Raw genomic sequence first — 23,487 nt, forward strand, 5'->3', positions numbered from 1 at the left:
AATAAGAAAATAGAACAGAGATCTTGGAGCAACTTCATGAACAGCACGAATAAAAATAATAATGCGACAACGGAATCAAAGATCAGAATTGGCATTAATCCCCTTACTTGGACCAATGATGATTTGCCATCGTTAGGTGCTGATACACCGTTAGAAGTTTGTTTGAGCGAAGCGCGTCAGGCAGGTTACAGCGGTATTGAGTTAGGCAATAAATTCCCCCGTAATGCCAGTGTGCTTGGACCAATCCTCAAGCAACACGACTTATCATTGGTATCCGGTTGGTACAGCGCACGTTTGTTAGAGCGTAGCGTGGAAGAAGAAATTGCCGCCATGCAGGATCATCTTAATCTACTAAAAGCCTTGGGTTCTAACGTCATGGTATTTGCCGAGGTGAGTGGTTGTGTTCATGGGGATCAATCAGTGCCTTTGTCACAACGTCCACGTATGACCCAAAGTCAGTGGGAGGAATACACAAAACGCATGACGGCAGTCGCAGACTATATGGCGTCGGAAGGCGTAAAAATGGCTTATCACCATCACATGGGAACCGTGATCGAAACCGCGGAAGAAGTCGATCAACTTATGCAGATGACGGGCGACAATGTGGGTTTATTGTTGGATACCGGACACATAACCTTTGCGGGAGGCGATGCTTTGGCGATGGCGAAAAAACACGCCAAACGTATTGTACATGTGCACTGTAAAGACATTCGCCCGGCGGTTTTGCAAGACAACCTTAATCGCGACAGTGCTTTTTTGAACGCGGTTCTGGATGGGGTTTATACCGTACCCGGTGACGGCAGCATTGATTATTTTCCAATTTTTGAAGTACTGAAAGCAGCCGATTATCACGGCTGGATTGTGGTGGAGGCGGAGCAAGATCCAGCGATTGCCCATCCATTAACGTATGCGACAAAAGGCTACGAGTATTTGTCGGCGAATTTAGAAAAGGCCGGTTTTCATTTTTAGTCTTGTACTTGTCATTCACGTACTTTAAGCGATAAGAAAAAGAGAGAATAAAATGTCTAATAACGTCATGGGTAACTTCATCAACAACCAGATTGTAGGAAGTGCTTCTTCACGCCAAGCAAAAGTCTTTAACCCTGCAACAGGTGATGTGTCATTGCAGGTTTCCTTGAGCACTGCTGAAGAAACACAAGGTGCGATTGCTGCTGCACAAACCGCGTTTGAGACATGGTCTCAGGTGACGCCATTAAATCGCGCTCGAGTACTGTTTAAGTTCAAAGCTTTGGTAGAAGAACACAGCCATGAGTTGGCGGAATTGATTTCCAGCGAACACGGCAAGGTGTATTCCGACGCAATGGGCGAATTGACCCGTGGTCTGGAAGTGGTCGAATTTGCCTGTGGTATTCCTCATCTACAAAAAGGTGAGCATAGTTTAAATGTTGGCCGTGGTATCGACAGTTATAGCTTGATGCAGCCGCTGGGCGTTTGTGCTGGTATCAGTCCATTCAATTTCCCCGCGATGGTGCCAATGTGGATGTTCCCTGTGTCCATCGCTTGCGGAAATACCTTCGTAATGAAGCCGTCTGAAAAAGACCCAAGTACCATTATGCGCCTTGCAGAATTGTTAAAAGAAGCGGGTTTACCTGACGGTGTGTTTAACGTGGTTAACGGCGATAAAGAATCGGTTGATGTCTTGCTGACCGATGAACGCATTCAAGCGGTGAGCTTTGTTGGCTCTACGCCAATCGCAGAATACATCTACGCCACGGCTAGTGCTCACGGCAAACGTGTTCAGGCTCTAGGTGGTGCAAAAAACCATATGTTAGTGATGCCTGATGCCGATCCTAGTCAAGTAGTGAATTCACTAATGGGCGCCGCTTATGGTTCTGCAGGTGAGCGTTGTATGGCGATTTCAGTTGCTGTATGTGTCGGTGATGACGTCGCTGATAATTTGATTAGCAAGCTGAAAACAGAAATTTCCACCATGACGATAGGGCCTGGTTTGTACAAGCAATTTGGCATTGAAGAAGAGCCGCACATGGGGCCGCTAATCAGCAAAGAACATGCGCAAAAGGTTAGAGATTACATTACTTCAGGTGTTGAACAAGGTGCTACCTTGGTCGTTGATGGCCGTGATTTTGTGCGTAAAAATCACGAGCAAGGTTATTTTGTCGGACCAACCTTATTTGATCATGTTAAAGCGGGCATGCGCATTTATGACGAAGAGATCTTTGGCCCTGTTTTGTGTGTGGTTCGAGTGGATTCGTATGAAGAAGGTTTGGCGCTAATCAATAAGCATGAATATGGCAACGGCACGGCGATTTTTACTCGAGATGGCGATACGGCGCGTCAGTTTACTGAGAAAGTTCAAGTCGGCATGGTTGGTGTAAATGTGCCTATCCCTGTGCCAATGGCGTTCCATAGTTTTGGTGGTTGGAAGCGTTCTTTGTTTGGACCTTTGCACATGCATGGGCCAGATGGTGTACGTTTTTACACTCGCATGAAAACCATTACGGCGCGCTGGCCAACGGGTTTACGCGCAGGCGCTGAGTTTTCAATGCCAACCATGAAATAATAAGTTTCGAGGTTTTTAATATGTCACATCTTTTAAGTAAAAGAAGCCAGCAGGCAGGGCAGTCACAGACTCAATTAGTAACACCTAAAAGTGCCAATTGGCGTTACGTTGGCTTTGAAGCGCATCAGCTTAAAGCGGGTGAATCTGTTGTTATTGAAACAGGTATGGACGAAGTGTGTGCGGTGATCTTATCGGGCAAAGCGAATGCCAGTACCAAGCAGGAAGCGTGGAAAGACATTGGTGATCGTATGAGTGTATTCGAGCAAAAAGCACCATATTCAGTTTACTCGCCAGCGCAAGACGAGATTCGAATTGAAGCGATTACCGATGTGGAAGTGGCGTTTTGTAAGGCACCGGGTAAAGGCGGATTTCAAGCGAAATTGATCACGCCTGAGCAATGCCAATACGAAACGCGAGGCGTTACCAGCAACACTCGACATGTGTGTAATATCTTGTTCGGCAACGAACCGGCTGACAGCTTGTTAGTCTGTGAAGTCATCACGCCAAGTGGCGGCTGGTCTAGCTATCCACCGCATAAGCATGATACCGATGCGGCTCCCGCTGAAACTCAGCTGGAAGAAACCTATTACCACAAGATTGATCCGCCACAAGGCTTTGCCTTCCAACGGGTTTATACGGATGACCGCAGCATTGATGAAACCATGGCCGTGGAAGACGGTGATCTTGTCATGGTGCCAGAAGGTTACCATCCAGTTGGTGTCCCCCATGGTTATCAATCCTATTATTTGAATGTCATGGCGGGACCAAGTCGGAATTGGATTTTTCATAATGATCCGGATCATGAGTGGATTATTGAACGAGACAAAAAAGCTTAGAAAGGTTTAAGCCTTTGAGCGACGACAGCACTCGTAACGTCACTTGCTTGAAAGTGTTTTCAACAACTTAACAATATCTACAAGTCTACTAATCGCCTTGTATAAAAAAAATAAACCTAAGGATAAAACTATGCTTAATTTTGCGTTATTTGGTGCTGGTCGAATCGGAAAAATGCACGCCCAAAATATTCAGGCGTTTGCTCAATCGAATTTAAAATATGTATTTGATGTCTATGCGCCAGCGGCGGAAGCGGTAGCAAAAGCAACCGGTGCAAAGGTTGCTGACAGTGTCGAGATGGCCTTGGCCGATCCTGAAGTGGATGCGGTTTTAATCGCTACGAGTACGGATACCCATGTGGAGCTGATTATTAAAGCGGCCAAAGCGGGCAAAGCCATTTTATGTGAAAAACCAATTGATTTAGACACGGCTACGGTGAACGCTTGCTTAGCACAAATTAAAGATTGCCATGTGCCGATTCAGATTGGTTTTAACCGTCGTTACGACCCAAGCCATGCTGCAGTGGTCAAAGCGGCGCAAGATGGCAGTATCGGCAAGTTAGAACAGATCATCATTACCAGTCGTGATCCGGGCATGGCGCCAGTGGAATACCTTAAATCATCTGGCGGCATTTTCCGTGACATGGTGATTCATGACTTCGATATGGCGCGTTTTGTATTAGGTGAAGAGATTGTCGAGTTGCAAGCTTTTGGTAGCGCCATGGTGGATGAGAAGATTACCGAAATTGGTGATGTTGATAGTGTGATGGTCATCATGAAAAGCCAGTCTGGTCGCTTGATTCACATTAACGGCTCTCGTCGTGCAATTTACGGTTATGACCAGCGTGTGGAAGCGTTTGGTTCAGAAGGCATGGTGATATCGAATAACCAAACGCCAACTTCTGTAACGCGTTTCACCAAAGACACGACACAAGTAAAAGATCCGCTTTATAACTTCTTTATCGATCGTTATGTGGATGCCTACAACTTGCAGCTAACGTCTTTTATTGAAAATGTTCTTGCGAAGAAGCCTGTATCTCCAAGCTTCGAAGACGGACGTCGTGCACAAATGCTCGCTGATGCAGCACAGAAATCACTAGAAACAGGGCAAAAAGTAACCTTGGCTTGGTAATATCTCGATCTTTACCACAATAAAAAAGGGCGATTTGCCCTTTTTTATTGTCTTTTTCTAGGAGATTCAACCATCACTCTTTGGTTTAAGTCCTTCAAATTTGTTATCGAATGCTTCTATAAAGGCGTTTTTCAATGCTTCTAAAACAGCGTCAAACGCACTAACTTTAGGGTCGTTTAGTGAACCTGTAATTTCGATGATGGTAGCGGCTTTGTCCGTATCGCTGTTGGTAAATAAGCTTGTTAATCCGCCACTTAGCCCTTCCCAAGACAATTGAAAGAGTCCGTCGCCATCTTCTACGGCGTCTTGTTGCCAATCAAGAATATCGACTTTTTTGAATAAGGGTTTTACGTAACCGTTTAGTTCTCCATCCGCGGCTTTTAGTTCGCTGACCACTTCGCCTGTACCTGCTCGAAAATCAAATCCGGCATAGGCTTGGGCAAAATCATTGAGTAAAGGCAGTGAAACGGATTCTGTTTTTAAGGCGATATTAAAATCGTTTGAGACAAAAGGGTCGAACTCAGCATTCATTTCCAAAGAGGCTGAATTCAGAAGTTTTGCGTCTAGATTTAAGCTCGCCACACGTTTACCGTCTTGTCCGGCAATATTGGTCAGGTTAGACACTTCAGCATTGAGTTCGGTAAGCTGTACATTAACAGGCGGTTCGGATTCAAAATTACGAAAGGCAATGCTGCCATTGTTTAAACTGATTTTACTAATGGTAATAGGAATAAGTCCTTCGACGACACCTTGCCAGTCTCCACCTTTGCCTGATTGGGCATTATCTGCTTTATCACTATCGACAAAGTTTACCTGTGGTGAGTTCAGAGCGATATCAGCCAGAATTTCGCCTTTGAACAATGCGCGCCAGCTTAATGCAATATCTATGTTGTCGGCGCGAATGAATGGCACTTTGTGCGTACCTTTTATCTTTGAAACAGATAATTCCTGTAGCTGATATGCACCTCGATAAAGATCTATGTCGACGTTTTCTATGTGTCCCGAATAATCTCCCATATCGGATAATTTTTGATTCACTGTATAAAGTGCCCAATAGGGTAAATACAGTCTTAATATGATGAGAATACTTAAGATCATCACGAGAAAAGTGATGGTGTTTTTCAGCCGTTCTGCTTTCATGCTAATTTCTCCTTGTTAGCATTTAGATTAAGATGCAGAGCGATTTTTCTCAATGAAAATCAAGGCTTTCCATAATCTATACGAGACCTTTGCATTATGTTAAATCCAGTTAACATTGAAAAACAAAATAGCTTAAGGCTTATTCAAATGCGGCAATAGACAACTCAACTCTTTGTCTGAAGTCATCTGGAAAGGGAATGGCAGCTTTGGCGGCTTTGGAGAAGCACACATAAGTCACATCGGCTTCAACTACGATCTCATTGGTTGGAACCTTGATGATGGTCTGCTGCATGGTGATGCTGCGATTGCCGATTTTAGTGTAGCGGGTTTGTACTTCGAGAACATCGCCGAAATTCGCTTCGGATTTAAAATTAATGTTTATGTTAACCACTGGCCAGACGAGATCTTGCTGCATCCAATCGTTGTCATCGAAAAACTCATCAAAAAAAGCCCAACGACCTTCTTCAATAAATTCCAAATAGCGAGCATTGTTGACGTGTTGAAAAAGATCAAGATGATAACCGCGTACTTTTATTTGCGTCTTGTTGAGCATGGTTACTGCCTCTAAAAAGTTCGAACGCAAAAGATTACGATTCTTTAAGCAAGAAGCAAATAACAAAATCGCTCGACTTTACTAACAGCGAATTTGAATAGTTATGAAGCGCGTGGACGTACGGTGTGTCTCCACACTGGTGGAGCGTGAAATATTAGATGTTGTTTTTTACGTTCTTTGTCAGAGGCGTTTTCCAGTAATGTTGAAATAGCATCTGCCATTGCACCAAGTGGTTGAGAGAACGTAGTTAGTTGATAGCCAAGCCAACTTGCTTGTTCTATATCATCGAAACCGACAATGCAGATATCTTCTGGAATACGTAGACCAAATTCATTTTTCGCCACATCCATAAAGCCGCAAGCAATCAGATCAGTGACACAAAAAACGCCATCCGGTCTATCCCGAGAGGCCAATAAACGTCGTGCTGCGTCTACGCCAGTTTGGTAACTCGTTGGTCCTGCTCGTAACAAGGTACAAGCTTGCTTGGCGTCTTCGGCGGCTTGAATAAACAGTTTTTCACGAGTCAACAAACTTGGGGATTGAATTGTCGACGACACAACCGCAAGCTTCTGGCAGCCTGCTCGTAGCAGCATGTGATGGGCGTCAGCCATAGCAGATTGGTAATCTATGCTGATGTGGTCTGTGCCTTCAAATTGTCCGGCACGGTTCACAAGGATGACTTGTTGTCCGCTTTGTACACAAGTTTCAATCAAAGTGGTTTGTGGTGTGCCTGATAAAACAATGGTCGCCGAGGCTCGGTAATTTAACGTTTGACGTAACGCCGCATCGGCACTGGCTTCACCGCCTGAGGTGTTAATCACCATCACGGCTCGACCAGCCAGTTGCAGACGTTGGGTGAGAGCATCGAGCAAGCTTGCTTGATAAGGTGCATTAAGATTGGCGCCTAGAATACAAACAGGTCGGCTTTTTTCACTGGATAAGCCACGGGCGAGATGATTGACGTGATAATTCAATTCTGCGGCCGCGGCCAGCACACGTTCACGAGTGTCTTTGGAAACGCTCGCACCTTGGGTAAAAGTGCGAGAAACAGCAGACCGAGAAACGCCAGCTAGTTTGGCAACCTCTGCGGCGCTGGCGATGTTTTTCGGTCGTTGCTGTGTCATTTTTTTTTCATGTCCTGACCAAAGCCAGCGTCTCGCAATAATTTTTCCATGCTTGCGGCACGTTCTGCTAAGTGAATCAAAGCCGGTTTTGGGGTTTCGAACCATTCATCAGGATGAAGCTCTCGTGTTTTACGAATGTGCGCGATGGCTGCATCCAACGTAGGATAGCGATCTGGGTATTCTAGATGTAAAAATAAGGCAACTATGGTGACGGAGCGGCTACGTCCACCGCGACAATTCACTAAGATATTGCCTTTTTCGCGAACTTTATAAGAGGCTTTCTCGGGTAGCTCTTGATCCAGTGCTGAACGCATTAAATGATAACCCGCCAAGACCATAGATTCTGGGTTACCAGGGCCGTCAATAAGGCCAATTTTATAATAACGAACACGAGCTGAACCATGCTTTAGCAGATGTTCCGGTGTGTTTGGCTCTTCTGAATGCACAAGGTCTATGTCTAAGTTTACGGCACAGTTCAGCACGACTTTGATGTTGTGTTTTTCAAGCAATTCCGCGTCAGCTACACCGGTGGAACCGCCAATATAAATGTCGACGCCCCAGCCAGGGATATTGCTTTCGATTAAGCTAATCGGTGGGCGTGGATAGTGCTTTTTTACTTTTTCAGATGTCATGGTTTTTCGTTCTCTTTTTTGCGCTTGTCTTTTATAAAGTACAAATGAGCCAAGGTGTTAGGCTGTAAGTTCAAGCTCAGTCGCGCGTTGGTTATTCGTCTCTTTTTGGTCATTATGTTCAGCTGCAAGCGATATCATGGTGTCATTGGCAAACTGTTCTGCCACACCGGGAGCGACAGCGAGAATCGGTCCACCATGCACTATCTCCTCGTGAGTTTTAGGGTAGACACCAGTTCGTCCACCAGCCTCTCGCACCATAAGTAAACCTGCCAAGCAATCCCATGCATTCATATGCGATTCTGCGTAGCCGTCGGTTCTGCCTTCGGCTACCCAAGCCAATGCCAATGCACCAGAGGCACCACGTCGTATATTGGTACCGCTTTCCAGAAGAGAAGAAACTATTGCCAAGTAGATATCTTGGGGAACACGTGTAGACCATCCTAATTCAAAGGATGAGCTATGAGTATCCCTTATGCTAGAAACACGTAGAGCTTGACCATTTTTTGTGACGTATTGGTCTTTTCTAGCTAAGTACATTTCGTTCGTCGCTGGATTATAAATCGCGCCGAGTAACGTATCGCCGTTATGCACAAAGGCGATGGAAATACAAAAATGATCTATGCCTCGAGCGAAGTTGGCGGTGCCGTCAATCGGGTCAACTACCCAAAGCGAGGGGTTTGATGTTGAGCCTCCTGTTTCTTCCCCAAGTAATCCATCTTCAGGAAAAAGGTTATAAATAGCTTGGCGAATGTGTTCTTCGACCAGTGCGTCGGCTTCGGTCAAAAAGTCTTGCTGGCCCTTCAGTGTAAAATCGCCGGGTTGTCTGGCGCGATAGCTTTCTAGTGCTAATGCTCCTGCGGTTAGAGTAATAGAGTGCAGGGCGGCTTCGCGTTTTTCTAGTTCGCTTTTTTTGATGTTGTTGGGTGTCAAGGATGGATCCTTTTCTAAAATGTTGGATTGAGATCAGCTAGATATTTTATTGTCCTAACTGATCTCTTTTTTAGTTATTAATGAAGCTATCTCTAGCTTACTTTTTAAAGCTTAAGCTCCATAGGTCTTGCCAGTCTTGACGGCTTTCCCAGTCAGATTTTGCCGTAGAAGCATCGTACCCCATAATTTGGTCGCGGACTTTATCGATACCTGCTGGCTCGTTATCAGGTAGTTTAACGGTTTGGTTGGTCGACATTTTACCGTCAACACCCTGTGGCGCGATGCCTTCGGCTGTCATCATGTAATGAATGAACAATTTTGCTGCGTTCGGGCTTTTCGTTCCCGTGGTAATAAAGCCTAAACCTGGATAGCTCCAACCGCTAAATGGCACCATATCGGCACAAAGACCCAGCTTCATACCATTTTCGTTTTGACGAAATTTCGCCGCGCTCACCATGCCGACAAAACTGTCTTTCACATCTGGTGCGCCCACTGCATCAGCTGCTTCTGTATCAGAACTAGTGACTAGTGGATGATTTTCTGCGAGGGCTTTTATGAAAGCCGCGGTGGCACTGTTTTCTTTGGTCTTTAGTGGCTTGCCAAATTCAGCTTGATATGCATCGGCCATAGCTTTGTCATGATGTGTGGCTAGCTGGTTAAACCAATCAGTGTAAGATGGTTTGCCAAGAGGATCCTGCATGGCGACTTTGCCACGCCATTCAGGTTTAGTAAGTTGCCACACATTTGTTACTGGGCAGGTGTCATAAAGGCCTGTGTTATAAGCCCAAATATTGGGCGCTAAGACCACTGTAAGCGGGTTTTGGTAGGTCGCTGGAATATTAACGGCAAGGTCCGTAGGAACCCAGCTGGTGACATAGCCTTTTGATAGTAGCTGCTCCATGCCCGCAGGTGCATCGGCCAGAATAGCTACGTCAGCTTTGACGTTACCGGCTTTGGCTTCACGGCTGACGATTTCTAGAATTTGCGACGCTTTGGCTTTGATGCCCGTAGCCTGAATACCGTATTTTTTGCTAAAGGACTCGGCTTGCTTAACGATTTTTCCTGTTGAATCGTACACAGTCAACGGTGCTTCTTGTTTGGCGGCCGCGATTAATGCTTGAAGATCAAACGAGTCTGCGGCTGAAGCTGAAATAGAACCGAGGGCTGTTAAGCTAACACTCAGTGCAAGAAGGCTTTTTTTCATCGGGAAGTTCATAACAGTTTCCTTTTTAAGATTAGCTTATGCTTGTTTAGCGTAGGGTTGATTCGTGTGTATCTGATTAGCGTTTTGTTTATTAGGTAATGCTGAGCTGGGCAGTAAATTGCTGTAATCAAGATGACTTTCTGACAGAACAAGACGCTTTTCATCATGATCAAAAAAGTGCAGTGATGGCGTTGGCAAATAAGCGTTTACCTGATCGCCTTCACGCCATCTCGGGCGAGACTGAGTGGAGTGGAATAATCTGTCTTCACCGAAACTAAGTTCAATCACCCAGCTGCCGCCAGTGGGCATGATGTTTTCAATGGTCATGGGCAAGGTATTAATGTTGGCGCTGTCGGTCAGAATGATTTCTTCCGGACGAATGGCACACACTTTGGCGTTGTCGACTTCGAGTCGTCTCGCTTGAATGTGCTTCGCAATGTTTATTGCCTCGGCATTAGAATCTTCTAGCTTGATCAGATTGATTTTCGGGTTGCCGATAAATTCAGCCACAAAGCGATTGCTTGGTTCGGCGTAAATTTCATCTGGCGTGCCGATTTGTTGCAGCTGACCTTTGTTCATGACCGCAATGGTATTGGCAAGCGTCATGGCTTCCCATTGGTCATGGCTGACAAAAATAATGGTTGTGCCAAAGGTTTGATGTAAACGGCGCAGCTCGGCGCGCATTTCGAGGCGAAGGGTCGCATCAAGGTTCGATAATGGCTCGTCTAATAGCAAAACCCCCGGATTCACCGCCAGCATGCGCGCTAAGGCAACGCGTTGTTGCTGACCGCCAGACAATTGAGACGGATAACGGTCTGCGTATTCAAGAATGCGTAACTTGCTCATCACATCTAAACAACGTTCTTTGCGTTCATGGGCAGGCACCTTTTGTAAGCGCAAACCAAAATCCACATTGCGCTCTACTGTCATGTGCGGCCACAGAGCATAGTTCTGAAATACCAATCCAATACGACGTTGTTCAGGCGGAATAAAGCAGGACTGATGCACAGAATCGACAACTAAATCGTCTACGGCAATTTCACCGCTGGTGGAATGTTCGATACCGGCAATCATACGCAAAATGGTGGTTTTGCCGCAGCCAGATGGGCCAAGCAAACACATAAATTCGCCATCTTCTACCGTCAGTGAAACCTTGTTGACGGAAGGTTCAGTATTGCCGTCGTAACATTTTGTGAGGTTGGTTAATGTGATAGTAGGCATATTAATTCTCCAGACCTTGAGCCAAACCCGTACCGGAGATCTTTTGGATCAATACGGTACCAAGCCAAGCGATAAGCGCAATCATCAAGACCACCGCATTGGCGGCTTGGTCGTAGTTGTAATCGAGTAAACGCAGTGAATAGGTGGTGAGTACATCGGTGGATGGAATCGCCAAGATAATGAACAGGCTGACGCCTTTAATGCCGGAAATGAAAGGCAGCAGAATGCCCGTTGCCAATGGCCCTGCTTGTATTGGGATAATGATTTTAGTCATGCGGCTAAACCAGTTGGCTCCAGCAATACGTGCCGCTTCTTCGGGTTCTTTGCCCAGTTGCGTCATAGCTGCAATACCTGACCGGCTTGCAAAGGGCATTTTTTCTGCGACGAGGGCGATGATGAGAATCAGCGGTGTTCCGTACAGCGCCGGAATTGGGCCGCGAGTCACGGCGAATAAAGATAAAAACGCCGCCGCAAAGGCAATGCCGGGAACCAAATAAGGCAAGAAGGTAATTTGGCGTAAGAAAGAACCCACACCTTTGAATGAGCAACGTAATACTGCATAACCGACTAACAACCCTAAGACGCCAGATATCATCGAAGACGAACCGACAATGACAATAGTGTTCCACGCGGCTTGCCAAAATTCTGGTGTCAGCAAGATGCCATTGCGTAGGGCAACCGTGTCTAAATTGCTGCCGATCCAATAATCAAAGGTGAAGTTTTCCAGCGTAAAGCGACCGGGCAAAATCATGATGGTGGATAGAAACAATGTCAGTAATGGAAGCACCACACCGATTAAAACAAAGGCCCCAGCAAATCCAGAAGCAGGCAAACGCATGCGACCCAGTTTGCGTAGTCTGTCCATGTTGCCTTTACCGCCGACAGTGACAAAGCGGCGGGCTTCTTTCATCATGCGAACATCGATCAGCAAAGTAATCACACCGATGATCATAATAACCGCAGCGATCACCGCTGCCACGCCGTTTTGACGAGTGTCTAAGGCGCGATAAAGTCCGGTTGCTAATGTGTCGTATCGTACTGGTAAACCTAAAATATACGGAACCGCGAACTCGCCAATACAATCGGCAAATATCAATAAAGCCGCTGACATTAATGCAGGGCGAATCAAGGGTAATACGATAGAGAAGGCGATGACTCGTGATGGCGCACCGAGCACACGAGCGCTGTCTTCCATTTGTGTATCAAGACGACGTAACGCATTGCCCACAATCAAAATTACCAAGGGCGTGTAATGCAAAACCAAGATAAAAACGATAGGAACATAACCGTAAGCCACACTGTTTGATGTAGTGATGCCTAAGGATTCTAGCCAGCCGGGTTGTCCACCAACGGTGCGGTTTTTAAAAATTGTCGTCCAAGCGAGGGCGAACGTCCACGTCGGTAACATAAAAGGCACAATCAGCGCCGTGGCGAACCAAGCGCGTCCCGCCATGTTAGTGCGATTTACTAACCATGCCAGCACCACGCCAATACTCATTGAAAACACCATAGTGCCAGCGGCAATGGCTAAGGTGTTGTACAGCGGTTGCCATAATAGGATTTCAGAAATGCGTGAATACAGAGTTCGTACAATATAGTAAAAGGTGAAACTGCCTTCGTCCTGATGGGTTCTTGCTTCATCACCGGATTGCACAATAAAGGAATCTACAAGAATCGAGAGCACAGGTGCAAGAATCAAATAAGCAAAGAAAATAGCCAGAACAAGGCCAATCAAATTAGCGGGTTCATGTCTGGCAACAGCAAATGAATGCCTTGCGCGTCGCCAAAGATTTGGCTTCTTTTGCTCTGCTGCGGTGAGCAAGGTCGTCATAGGTTATTCCTTAGAAAAACATTTAATTTTCTAAACAATAATCTTCGTCTATGACAAACCGATGACATTTTGCACATATGTGCAAAAAAGTTTTTTAACGCACTTTTGATGAGATTAAATGGCATGATTCGAGGTTAAGCGTTTTTTAGATTGAGCACGCTGACATCTCTTGTTACTTTAGTTTTTCTAGTGAAGGGAGAATGTAATGGAACATGTATTGCCGAATGATGAGGCGTTTTATGGAAAAACCTTTAATGATTTAGCTATGGTGCAGGAAAGTGTGAGCCGTAAGGTGTTTGAGTCTTGCGTATTTGAATCGTGTGATTTCAGCGAAGCGTTTTTTGATGCCTGTACTTTTAAGGATTGTCAGTTCCGTAAGTGCAAGTTGACCGCGGTGAATGTGAGAAACAGTAAGTTCTCAGATGTACAGTTTTATGAATCAAAAGTCTTGGGTGTGGATTGGACAAAAGCTTATTGGCGAGGCTTGGAGCTTGGCGCGCCGCTATTTTTTAAGGAATGTATGGTTAATGGCTCGTCGTTTTATGACTTGAAATTATCGGGAATTGTTTTCGAAGAGTGCCGTGCTCATGATGTGGATTTTAGAGAAGCGACGCTTTCTCGGGCACGTTTTTCTGGAACCGATTTAACCAATAGCTTGTTTGTGAACACCAATCTAACTGGCGCAGATTTTAACGGCGCAACCAATTACGATATTGATGTGAAGAAGAACACCATTAAGAACGCGATATTTTGTCGTTATGAAGCGGTGAGTTTGCTGACGTCGTTAGGGATTAAGTTAGTTTAAACACATAGCAGATAAAAATAAAAACAACAGGAGATGGATATGCTAAGAAAAGACAAAACGGGTTTAGTCGTGATCGACGTCCAAGGAAAGCTAGCAACTATTGTCCATGACAGCGAGGCATTTATTGCTAATCTCGTTAAGCTAGTAAAAGCCGCAAAACTATTGGGCTTGCCTATTATTTGGTTGGAACAAAATCCAGAAAAGCTGGGCGCAACCGTACCAGAATTACGAGAGGTTCTGGATATGGTTGAGCCAATTGCTAAGTATTCGTTTAGCGCCTGCGGTGAACCTGCTTTTGTTGATGCGGTTAAAAAAGCCAAGGTGAATACTTGGTTAGTGAGCGGTATTGAAGCGCATATTTGTGTTTATCAAACGGCGTTGGGCTTGCTAGATTTGGGTTATGAAGTTGAACTGGTGAGCGATTGTGTGTCGTCACGAGCTATAGAGAATAAAGACATGGCGCTTGCCAAGTTAGCTCGCAAAGGGGCAGAAGTGACTAGTCTTGAAATGTGTTTGTTTGAGTTGATTGGTGATTGTCGGGCGGATGAGTTTAAGGGGGCATTGAGTTTAATCAAGTAGCTTTGCTTCGAACAATGTCGATTTAATTTATCTTGAACGGTCTGCTTTGTGGTTTAATCCAGCAATAGTTTTTCATTGAGACTCAATACCTTTCCCTTTAGGCAGGCAGCATGAACATAGATAAATCTAAAAAACGTATCGCAAAGAAAGTTAAAATGGGTTTCAAAGGTTATCCGCAACTTTCCATTGCTTACTTCGGCGATACTGAAGACATCGCCACAGAAGTGATTGTCACCTTTACCGCAGAAGAAGGCGCTGAGCCACAAGATCAGCGTTTTGCGGGCCAAAGTGATGTACGTGAAGACGAAGTGATTCAATCCGCCTTGGTGAAAATCATGGAACGCACAGATGCGAAAACAGTATTAGAAGTAGAAGGTGTTTCGATCAAGAGCTAAGGCTCTTTTTTATTTAAATAATATGAAACTGGTGCTTGACCTTGGAGTGTGCTCTAAGGTCTACACTCTCCTTATAGCTTAAAAACAGGAGAGCCATATGCATCATTCATCAGGTCAACATAAAGAAAATTGCCAATCTCATTCTTCATGTCAGTGTCATCAAGCAAAAGACCATTCATCACACTCACATCAAGAGACGAGCAGTTCTTGTTGCTCGACATCGAGTGAGGTTTCCTCTTGCTGCGCAAGCGAAGATAGTGGGAAAAAAGAAAATTCTTGCTGTTCTTCCGACGACGAAGGCGACGCCAGTTGCTGTGCGTCCGCTGATACGAATGACGATACCTCTTTAGCACAAGCAACCGATAAGCAAAATTATAGCTGGCGAGTCAGCGGGATGGATTGCGCCAGTTGTGCGCGTTCTATTGAGAAGGCGGTTTCTTCCGTGGATGGTGTGGTTAGCGCCAATGTGGTTTTCTCTACCGAAAAATTACGTGTTTCTGCGGATGCTGATGTCTCGGTCAAGGTTCAGGAAGCAGTGAAAGGGCTAGGTTTTAGTTTGGCTTCTTTGGATAAAAGCGCTTCTAATAACACTAATTCAGCTCAAACTATTTCAAATCAAAACACGACTTCATGGTTTTCACTCCAGCAATTAACCGAATACGGTCCTATTGCGGCTTTGGCGGTGCTGATGTTGCTGAGTTGGGGCATCGGGCAATTTAATCCTATTTTTGGCGAAACCGCTTTTATAGTTACTACCTTGGTTGGCTTAGTGCCTATCATGAAAAAATCATGGTGGATGATGCGCAGTGGCTCGCCTTTTGCCATTGAAACTTTGATGAGTGTTGCAGCGATAGGAGCATTATTTATTGGTGCTACCGCAGAAGCCGCCATGGTGTTGTTGCTCTTTATGATTGGCGAATGCCTGGAATCGTTTGCGGCGAACCGTGCGCGCAAAGGCGTGAGCGCTTTGATGGCCTTGTTACCAGAAGAAGCCTTAATCATCAAAAATGGTGTGCGTCAAAAAATCGCTATAGCGGATTTACGTCCAGGCGATGAAATTGAAGTATCGCCGGGTGAACGTTTGCCTGCCGATGCTGAGCTCTTGTCCGAGATGGCAAGTTTCGATGAAAGCGCGTTGACGGGGGAATCTGTACCTGTTGAACGATTACGAGATGAAAAAGTTCCAGCAGGGAGCTTGTTAGCTGATCGAGTTGTGCGACTCAAAGTAGTGTCGCAACCGGGTAATAATGCCATTGATCGAATTCTACACCTTATTGAAGAAGCGGAGGAGCGCCGAGCACCGCTTGAACGTTTCTTAGATAAATTCAGCCGTATCTATACGCCTGTGATTATGCTGATTTCTGTCTTGGTGATCTTGATTCCGCCTTTGGCCTTTGCTCAACCTTGGGATACGTGGATTTATCGTGGTTTAGCCTTGTTGTTGATTGGTTGTCCTTGTGCCTTGGTTATTTCGACGCCAGCGGCGATTACGTCTGGTTTGGCGGCGGCGACTCGTCGTGGTGCTTTGATTAAAGGCGGATTAGCGTTAGAGCAACTTGGTCGAATAAAAACCATCGCCTTTGATAAAACCGGCACGCTTACAGAAGGTAAACCAAGTGTGACGGATGTAGTTACTTTAAACGGTTCTAACTTTAATGATTTGTTGGCTGCTGCAGCGTCCGTTGAAATGGGGTCTCATCATCCATTGGCGAAAGCCATTGTTGATTACACAGAACAACAAGGCATTGCATTAGTGCATGCTGATAATCGCAAAACCTTGGCTGGTGTTGGTGTGGAAGGGGATTTTGCAGGTAGGAAAATCAAGATTAGTTCGCCAAGTAAGTTAGAGCAAGTGTTAGATGACTCTATACAACAGGAAGTTATTCGTCTTGAGCAAGAAGGTAAAACTGTCGTTGTTGTTTTCGAAAAAGGTGAATTGTCGGGCTTGATCGCTTTGCGGGATAGGCTACGCGATGATGCTAAGGCGGCGCTTAAAGATTTAGCGGCTTTGGGAATTAATGGCGTGATGTTAACGGGTGATAATGCCCGTGCCGCAGCTGCGATTGCAGCCGAGTTGAATATAGATTATCGAGCGGATTTATTACCAGAAGACAAAGTTATGGCTGTCACTGAGTTGAATCAACAGCAAGCGACAGCCATGGTGGGCGATGGCATCAATGATGCGCCAGCAATGAAAGCATCCACTATTGGCATTGCCATGGGAAGTGGCTCCGATGTAGCTTTAGAAACCGCGGACGCGGCTTTGACGCATAATCGCTTGCAAGGATTGGCTGAAATGATTCGCTTATCGCGTGCGACCAATGCCAACATTCGTCAGAATATCACCATTGCTTTAGGTTTGAAGGCGGTGTTTCTGGTGACGACCTTGCTGGGTATAACTGGGTTATGGTTGGCGGTATTGGCTGATTCTGGCGCGACCGCATTGGTTACAGCGAATGCCTTGCGACTGCTTTCGAAAAGGTTGTGAGACATTGAAGGTTTGTTTGGCTTTTGTTACCTAATAAAGTCGCTGAAAATGAACCGCCAGTCATGAATATTTCATTTATGTTAATGAAATGGGTAAGAAAAGATTAATCCGCTTACAAAGAGCTAAGTTTTATTTTACAAGCGCATTTTTATAGAAAGTTGGTGGTAGGATCTCGCACCTTGTGTTTGATGTTGGTCGTAGAAAAGGCACTTTTTGGTGGTTTTAAATCAACCAAAATAATGTCCAAACTGCGGTTAGCCTATATCAATGTCTGATGGTGGCGAGGTGCTTTTAGTCTGTCTCTTTGAGGATAGCAAGCACGTCCTATCATCCAACTATAAAATAATAGATGTTGTTTGCTTTATGAAAAATCAAAATACAGCTCCTGAAAAATCCCTTTCTGCTCCGTTCGTTTATCCGAACATGAAAATTGCGTTTATCTTGTTAATTACCTGCTTTGCTGCATGGGGCGTTGCCGCCAACATGACAGATCCATTGGTAAAAGTGTTTAGTAAAATTTTTACCATGAGCACGTTTGAATCCGCTTTAGTACAGTTCGCTTATTATGGCGCGTATTTCTGTTTGGCGATTCCTGCGGCGTTTATTAACGCTCGTTACTCTTATAAAGCGGGGGTGTTGACAGGTTTAGGCTTGGCTATTTTAGGTGCCTTGGCTTTTTATCCTGCCAGTGTTTCGATGACGTATGGTTTCTTTTTAGCTGCCTTGTTTATTTTGGCAGCAGGCTTGTCTATTTTAGAAACCTCAGCGAATCCTTTTGTTATGACTATGGGGCCAGAAGGCAGTGCAGCACGCCGTTTAAACTTGGCTCAAGCCTTTAACCCAGTTGGCACCAACATCGGTGTATTTCTTGCAGCGACATTGATTCTTCCTAATCTAAATACCGCATCTCCAGAAGAAAGAGCCAGCATGGCGCCAGAAATGCTGCTGAGCATTCGAGCAGATGAACTAAACAGCGTGATGACACCTTATGTCGGCATGGCTTTTGTGTTGATGATCATTTGGGCGTTTATCTATTTTATGCGCGTGCCTAAATCGGCTAACACAGTAAATGTTGATGAAGTTCAGACGATTGACTTTATGGCGACATTGGGCCGATTATTCGCTAGAAAACAATACCGTTGGGGTGTACTTGCACAGTTCTTCAACGTTGCCGCACAAACTTGTACTTGGACTTTTACTATTCAATATGTGCAAGAAACACTAGGTGGAACCGAAGCTAGTGCTTCTGATTACTTGCAGTACAGCTTGATTATTTTCTTGGTGTCACGTTTTGTGATGACTTGGTTGATGGGCTTTTTCCGTCCTGCTGTGTTGCTAAGTATCTTGGCTCTATTGGGGACTGCTTTATGCCTATACGCTGTGATGGTGCCAGATGTAACAGGTGTTTGGGCGATTGTGTCTATTTCCGCTTGTTTATCTTTGATGTTCCCAACGATTTACAGCATTGCGTTGGATGGTCTTGGTAGTGATACTAAATTCGGTTCTGCGGGTTTGGTCATGGCTATCTTGGGTGGTGCCGTGATGCCATTGATCCAAGGCGCGACTATCGATGAGTACGGCGCGATTTTTTCATATGTTGTGCCTGCCGTTTGCTTCTTGGTTGTAGCGGCTTACGGAATGTTCTCAGTGAAAAATACCTCTGTTTAATTACTGGTTATAATGAATTCTAAAGAGCCTCGCGAATGCGGGGCTTTTTTTGTTTGCTGACTTTGTGTTTCAACTCGTTTGTTATGGTCCATTGTTGTGCAAAACCACCGCTCGGCTTGGAAAAGCGAGGGATTTGCATGGATACACACCCTGATTTGATACCAAGGATCGATAGAGTGACTTCATCCTGCATTTTTTTGAATACTTGGCTAGTAAGCAACTGAGTAAATGGTTAGCGCTCTTAAAAGTTGAATGTCTTATAAGATTAAGGCCTCTAGCACTCGCATCAGACAGCATACAAGTATTGATTTAAAAGTTAGGACGCTAATTGCTAAAAGCGGATATGGAAAATCCATATCCGCTTTTAAATTAGGTTTACCTAAGCAAAATAGGCAGAGGTAAAAGCCGTTTGCAAAAGAGCTTTATGAACTAGTTATTCAGTGGTCCTGCAAATCTAACTTCAGGAAGTCCTGCAGAGAACATTTCCTCCGCTTTTATCAGCATGCCATCACTGTCTGTCGGTTTATCTAGGCCCACCTTCGCACTTGTACAATAAAGCGTTTCATAACTTGGTCCCGCTAACACTGGGCAAGTGGTTTGAACACTGGGAGACTGGATGACTCGGTCAACGTTTCCGGTATCAGTATAACGTACCACTCGGCTACCGCCCCATTCGGCGTTCCATAGATAACCTTGCGCATCAATGCAGGAGCCATCTGGTGCACCACCGCCTTCAACTTTTACAAAAATGCGCTGATTATCGAGAGACGGATAGTCACAGCAGAAAATCTGACCCTGCATAGAATCGCTGTAGTACATGGTGCCGCCGTCTGGGCTGAAACAGATACTGTTTGGAATGACGACGGCAGGTAATGCCAGCGTTTCTGTTTCCAAAGTAGCAGCGTTCAGTCGATGAAATTGTCCGCATTTTTGAACATAGTCACCGTCAAGCATGGAGCTAAAGACAAAGTTGCCAGAGCGGTCGCACCGTCCATCACCGATACGCGTCCCCGTCATACCGGGTGATGATGCTACAGGGGTTAACACCTCCGTATTCAGGTCATAAAACGCGAGCTGTGAGGCTAGTCCTATCAGCAAAACATCCGCTTTCCCAGTTAGCGCAAACGACCCAGCGCGTTCAGGCAAAGACCAGCGTTTGACGATACCGCTCTGTTCTTCAAAGGCGAGCAGCTCGCTACCCTCAAGATCTGTCCAGAAGACTCTGCGTGTTTTTTCACACCAGAGCGGACATTCTCCCAATGCATTATTAACATCTGTAACGATTGAAAACATTTTAATTCTCCAGAGGCAACATTATAGTGAACCGATGCTTGCAGACACCCACAAGCCGTTCACTTCTATCCGTGTAGAAAACGTTCGGATAACTTGTCGCCGAACAACATAATGGCGAGTCCGATCAACATGACCAGCATTCCGCCAAGTTTCAGCCCCGAAACGGGGCGTCGGATGGAACCCATCAAACCAAAGTGATCTATGACCTGTGATGACAGCAGCTGCCCGACAATAGCCAACCCGAGCAAAGCTGAAAAACCAATTTTTGGGGCCAGCACGACATAACTAAATAATGCACATGCGCCGATAACACCACCCACTAAAGTCCACAATGGTTGCGACGGAATGGCGGCAAGCGAGGAGAATAAGCCTCCTCGCAGCAGTGAATAAATCCCAAGGCAGAACGCTCCAGCCGAGAAAGAAAATAGTGCAGCAGTGACAGAGTCACCACCCAACCCTTTTGCCAACTGACTGTTCAAGGTTGTCTGCAACGTAATACCAAGGCCGGCAGCAAAAGCAATTAAGTAATAGATCATGCTCATCGGTATTCCCCATTAGTTAGCCTGCTCTAACAGCAGAAAAACGTCAGCAAATACATCAGGCTGATAGCCAGACGCAGCAAACAGATGCTCTAGGGATTCATCAATGGCAGCACGAAGACGCTCACTGTCGACACCTAAAACTTGACCCTTCTGTTTGACGATGCGCCCAGCGATCATCACGGTATCAATGTTGCTACGTTCCGTTGCATGCACCACGGTGCCAAAAGCATTACCGGACGGGTAAAGGTTGATGTCATTGGCGTTAATCAAGATCAGGTCTGCTTGTTTCCCCGGCGTCAAACTGCCAATTTTGTCCTGCAAACCGGCACAAGCGGCACCATCAACGGTGGCGGATTTAAGAAGCTGAGCGGCTGGAAGCGTTGTCTGCATATGATCATGATCAGAACCACAGTGCTTCTGCTGATGCATGCCCATGACTCGTTGTAGATAAAATGCCACACGCATTTCCATAAACATGTCAGTACTGTAAGAGGTTTCATTATCGACACTTAGTCCTGGGCTAATGCCATGACGCTGCGCAGCTGGCATAGCGAACATACCGTCTTCGATGCCATAGTGTGAATCAGAGCGTGGGCAGACGTTTACTCGAACACCCGCTTCACGCAGGATTTTCCATCCTTCATCAGGCAGTGACGTGCAGTGATTGAAAATATTATCTGGACCAAGAAGACCTTGCTGATGCAGTGGTTCAAGTTCATCCGCCATCAAAGAGCCAAAGAACTCAGTCACAATAGGTAACCCTAATCGACGAGCTTCGGCCCATAACTCTGGCTCCAACTGAGCCATGACGCCAAGAGAAACAAGGCTGTCAGGGTTATTCGTAAAGTATTTTTCCTGCAAGCGTTGCCAGTTACCTGGCCAGTGCGCTTTATCCCATTCACCAGCAACGGGCGCACCCGAGGCATGTATGGCGCGAATGCCCGAATCAAGTAGGGCCTCAACGGCGGCATCTGAATGTTCAGCGGTGCGGCTGTTATGGGAATTATCAATGACGGTGGTGATACCTGCGTCAATGCAGCCCAGAGCCGTCAGCAAGTTGCCGATATAATTATCCGCTGGACGATAGTATTTTGCGAAAGAGAAGTGCGTGGCGTTACTATAGTCTTCCAAACAGGTGGCATTAGGGTTGATGCGGCGTAATTGGCCTTCCCATGAGTGACGATGAGAATCCACCATTCCCGGCATGGCAATCATGTTGGTAGCATCAATGACATGGGCGCCCTCTGCATCTAGATTCTGTCCCACAGCGGTAATGGTAGATCCAGTAATAAGAATATCACCACACTCAATATTACCTACCTTCTCATCCATGCTCAGAATCGTTGCCCCACGAATCAAGGTTTTAGGGGGAGTTGTAGTCTGATTATTAACAATATTTCTTACGTAATCGGTCATCTTTAATTCACCTTTTTGAAATTTCGTGAAGCAAGGGTACGCAAAGTGACTATTCGGAAAAAGACAGTTAAACTGTTTTTATTATTCAATAATTACGAACAATTACGCCATCGATTGTGGCTCTTGGAAAAAGCATATGGATCGTATTCAAGCAATGCAGATTTTTGTTCGTGTGGCGGAAGCTGGGAGTTTTATCTATGCAGCGGAAACCTTGTCCTTACCAGCCTCGACGGTGAGTAGTACGGTTAAAAGTCTTGAAAAATATTTGCAGGTGCGCCTGCTGAACAGAACAACACGGCGCGTCAGCTTGACCACAGAGGGCGCGCAGTATTTGGCTCAGTGTTTGGAAATACTTAAATTAATTGAGCATACAGAGTCTAGCCTGACCGATTCCGTTAAACGGCCTCAGGGGCGTTTACGAGTTGATATGCCTGGCGGTATTGCCCATTTTGTCATCATGCCAAATCTGCAAGACTTTTACAGACGCTATCCGGATATCTATCTGATGATAGGGGTTAATGACCGACAGGTAGATCTTGTTCAGGAAGGCGTAGATTGTGTCATTCGAACTGGTGAGCTTAATGACTCTACGCTCGTTGCACGACCGCTTGGTCGATTTCGCTGGGTGACATGCGCTTCTCCGGCCTATCTCGAAGAGAAAGGGATTCCACAGACGCCAGAAGATTTATCTGACCACCGAGCCGTTCATTATTTTTCAGGGCATGCTAAGCGAGCGAATGAAATGAGCTTTGTTAGCGGCTCTGAAAAAATGTCAATCCCGGTTAGTGGGGCAGTGGCCGCCAATGAGACGGGGCTCTACATAAAAATGTGTCTTGAAGGGTTAGGGCTGGTGCAGCTTGCTGAGAAGGTGGTATCTGAACACCTAGAAGAAGGCCGACTCGTTGAAGTGTTGGCGGACTGGCAACCTGCGTCCGTACCGGTTAATTTGCTCTATCCGCATCAACGTTTTCTATCGCCAGCCGTACGGGCATTTGCCGATTGGGCAACCGAGCTTATCAGTGACGATAATTCGTCCATCTGATCGACAAGAGCAAACACCACTTTTTCTGTACTAAGATGACGGTGTCATATTTATCCGTGTAACCGTAATTTCGCTAATACGGGAGAGAGTTATCTCCCGTATCTGATAAATATGGGT

The 23,487-nt window shown here is 45.6% G+C and carries 21 protein-coding genes; 10 read left to right on the forward strand and 11 right to left on the reverse strand.

What is annotated here, in order from left to right:
• Positions 1-36: 36 nt before the first annotated feature.
• From iolE to iolG, 4 genes are all read left to right on the forward strand, one after another.
• A complete protein-coding gene (iolE, locus tag BUA59_RS01285; RefSeq protein WP_072837910.1) occupies positions 37-969 on the forward strand; it encodes a myo-inosose-2 dehydratase in 933 nt (310 codons plus the stop codon).
• Between the two features lie 52 nt (positions 970-1,021).
• On the forward strand, positions 1,022-2,542 hold the full coding sequence (locus BUA59_RS01290; RefSeq protein ID WP_072837911.1) for a CoA-acylating methylmalonate-semialdehyde dehydrogenase: 1,521 nt from the start codon (positions 1,022-1,024) through the stop codon (positions 2,540-2,542).
• A gap of 20 nt (positions 2,543-2,562) precedes the next feature.
• Positions 2,563-3,378 (forward strand): 5-deoxy-glucuronate isomerase, encoded by an 816-nt coding sequence (iolB, locus tag BUA59_RS01295; RefSeq protein WP_072837912.1) that lies wholly within the window; start codon positions 2,563-2,565, stop codon positions 3,376-3,378.
• A gap of 130 nt (positions 3,379-3,508) precedes the next feature.
• Positions 3,509-4,507, forward strand: a complete 999-nt coding sequence (gene iolG / locus BUA59_RS01300) for an inositol 2-dehydrogenase (protein ID WP_072837913.1) — start codon at positions 3,509-3,511, stop codon at positions 4,505-4,507.
• Between the two features lie 66 nt (positions 4,508-4,573).
• On the opposite strand, the gene BUA59_RS01305 is transcribed toward iolG, so the two are convergent.
• The 8 genes from BUA59_RS01305 to BUA59_RS01340 form a co-directional block, all read right to left on the reverse strand.
• Positions 4,574-5,647, reverse strand: a complete 1,074-nt coding sequence (locus BUA59_RS01305) for a DUF748 domain-containing protein (RefSeq protein ID WP_072837914.1) — start codon at positions 5,645-5,647, stop codon at positions 4,574-4,576.
• Between the two features lie 139 nt (positions 5,648-5,786).
• Positions 5,787-6,200, reverse strand: coding sequence for an acyl-CoA thioesterase (locus tag BUA59_RS01310; protein ID WP_072838075.1), 414 nt, complete (start codon positions 6,198-6,200; stop codon positions 5,787-5,789).
• A gap of 101 nt (positions 6,201-6,301) precedes the next feature.
• On the reverse strand, positions 6,302-7,324 hold the full coding sequence (locus tag BUA59_RS01315) for a LacI family DNA-binding transcriptional regulator (RefSeq protein ID WP_072837915.1): 1,023 nt from the start codon (positions 7,322-7,324) through the stop codon (positions 6,302-6,304).
• Entirely contained in the window at positions 7,321-7,956 is a 636-nt protein-coding gene (locus BUA59_RS01320) for a dual specificity protein phosphatase family protein (RefSeq protein ID WP_072837916.1), read from the reverse strand. Before BUA59_RS01320 ends, BUA59_RS01315 begins: the two co-directional genes overlap by 4 nt.
• Before the next feature lie 57 nt (positions 7,957-8,013).
• Entirely contained in the window at positions 8,014-8,886 is an 873-nt protein-coding gene (locus BUA59_RS01325) for an inositol monophosphatase family protein (protein ID WP_084122069.1), read from the reverse strand.
• Positions 8,887-8,983: 97 nt separating this feature from the next.
• Complete coding sequence (locus BUA59_RS01330) at positions 8,984-10,102, reverse strand: ABC transporter substrate-binding protein (protein ID WP_084122071.1); 1,119 nt, start codon at positions 10,100-10,102, stop codon at positions 8,984-8,986.
• A 24-nt stretch (positions 10,103-10,126) separates the two neighbouring features.
• Positions 10,127-11,311, reverse strand: a complete 1,185-nt coding sequence (locus tag BUA59_RS01335; protein ID WP_072837917.1) for an ABC transporter ATP-binding protein — start codon at positions 11,309-11,311, stop codon at positions 10,127-10,129.
• A 1-nt stretch (position 11,312) separates the two neighbouring features.
• On the reverse strand, positions 11,313-13,142 hold the full coding sequence (locus tag BUA59_RS01340) for an ABC transporter permease (protein WP_072837918.1): 1,830 nt from the start codon (positions 13,140-13,142) through the stop codon (positions 11,313-11,315).
• A 205-nt stretch (positions 13,143-13,347) separates the two neighbouring features.
• Between BUA59_RS01340 and BUA59_RS01345 the strand changes: the two genes are divergently transcribed.
• The 5 genes from BUA59_RS01345 to fucP all read left to right on the forward strand — a co-directional run bounded on the left by BUA59_RS01345 (position 13,348) and on the right by fucP (position 19,077).
• Positions 13,348-13,947, forward strand: a complete 600-nt coding sequence (locus tag BUA59_RS01345) for a pentapeptide repeat-containing protein (protein WP_072837919.1) — start codon at positions 13,348-13,350, stop codon at positions 13,945-13,947.
• A 39-nt stretch (positions 13,948-13,986) separates the two neighbouring features.
• Positions 13,987-14,526, forward strand: coding sequence for a hydrolase (locus BUA59_RS01350; protein ID WP_072837920.1), 540 nt, complete (start codon positions 13,987-13,989; stop codon positions 14,524-14,526).
• A 110-nt stretch (positions 14,527-14,636) separates the two neighbouring features.
• On the forward strand, positions 14,637-14,921 hold the full coding sequence (locus tag BUA59_RS01355; RefSeq protein ID WP_012069321.1) for a hypothetical protein: 285 nt from the start codon (positions 14,637-14,639) through the stop codon (positions 14,919-14,921).
• 97 nt (positions 14,922-15,018) lie between these two features.
• Positions 15,019-17,409: a zinc/cadmium/mercury/lead-transporting ATPase gene (locus BUA59_RS01360; RefSeq protein ID WP_072837921.1), complete on the forward strand. Its 2,391-nt coding sequence runs from the start codon at positions 15,019-15,021 to the stop codon at positions 17,407-17,409.
• Positions 17,410-17,772: 363 nt separating this feature from the next.
• Positions 17,773-19,077, forward strand: coding sequence for an L-fucose:H+ symporter permease (fucP, locus tag BUA59_RS01365; RefSeq protein WP_072837922.1), 1,305 nt, complete (start codon positions 17,773-17,775; stop codon positions 19,075-19,077).
• A gap of 429 nt (positions 19,078-19,506) precedes the next feature.
• On the opposite strand, the gene BUA59_RS01370 is transcribed toward fucP, so the two are convergent.
• From BUA59_RS01370 to BUA59_RS01380, 3 genes are all read right to left on the reverse strand, one after another.
• Positions 19,507-20,370: an SMP-30/gluconolactonase/LRE family protein gene (locus BUA59_RS01370; RefSeq protein ID WP_072837923.1), complete on the reverse strand. Its 864-nt coding sequence runs from the start codon at positions 20,368-20,370 to the stop codon at positions 19,507-19,509.
• A gap of 65 nt (positions 20,371-20,435) precedes the next feature.
• Positions 20,436-20,912: a DMT family transporter gene (locus tag BUA59_RS01375; protein ID WP_072837924.1), complete on the reverse strand. Its 477-nt coding sequence runs from the start codon at positions 20,910-20,912 to the stop codon at positions 20,436-20,438.
• A gap of 12 nt (positions 20,913-20,924) precedes the next feature.
• Positions 20,925-22,328, reverse strand: coding sequence for an amidohydrolase family protein (locus BUA59_RS01380; protein WP_072837925.1), 1,404 nt, complete (start codon positions 22,326-22,328; stop codon positions 20,925-20,927).
• 154 nt (positions 22,329-22,482) lie between these two features.
• Between BUA59_RS01380 and BUA59_RS01385 the strand changes: the two genes are divergently transcribed.
• A complete protein-coding gene (locus BUA59_RS01385) occupies positions 22,483-23,370 on the forward strand; it encodes a LysR family transcriptional regulator (RefSeq protein ID WP_245813075.1) in 888 nt (295 codons plus the stop codon).
• The last annotated feature ends 117 nt before the right edge of the window (positions 23,371-23,487 follow it).

It is taken from the genome of Marinomonas polaris DSM 16579 (assembly GCF_900129155.1).
GTDB classification, from domain to species: Bacteria; Pseudomonadota; Gammaproteobacteria; order Pseudomonadales; family Marinomonadaceae; genus Marinomonas; species Marinomonas polaris.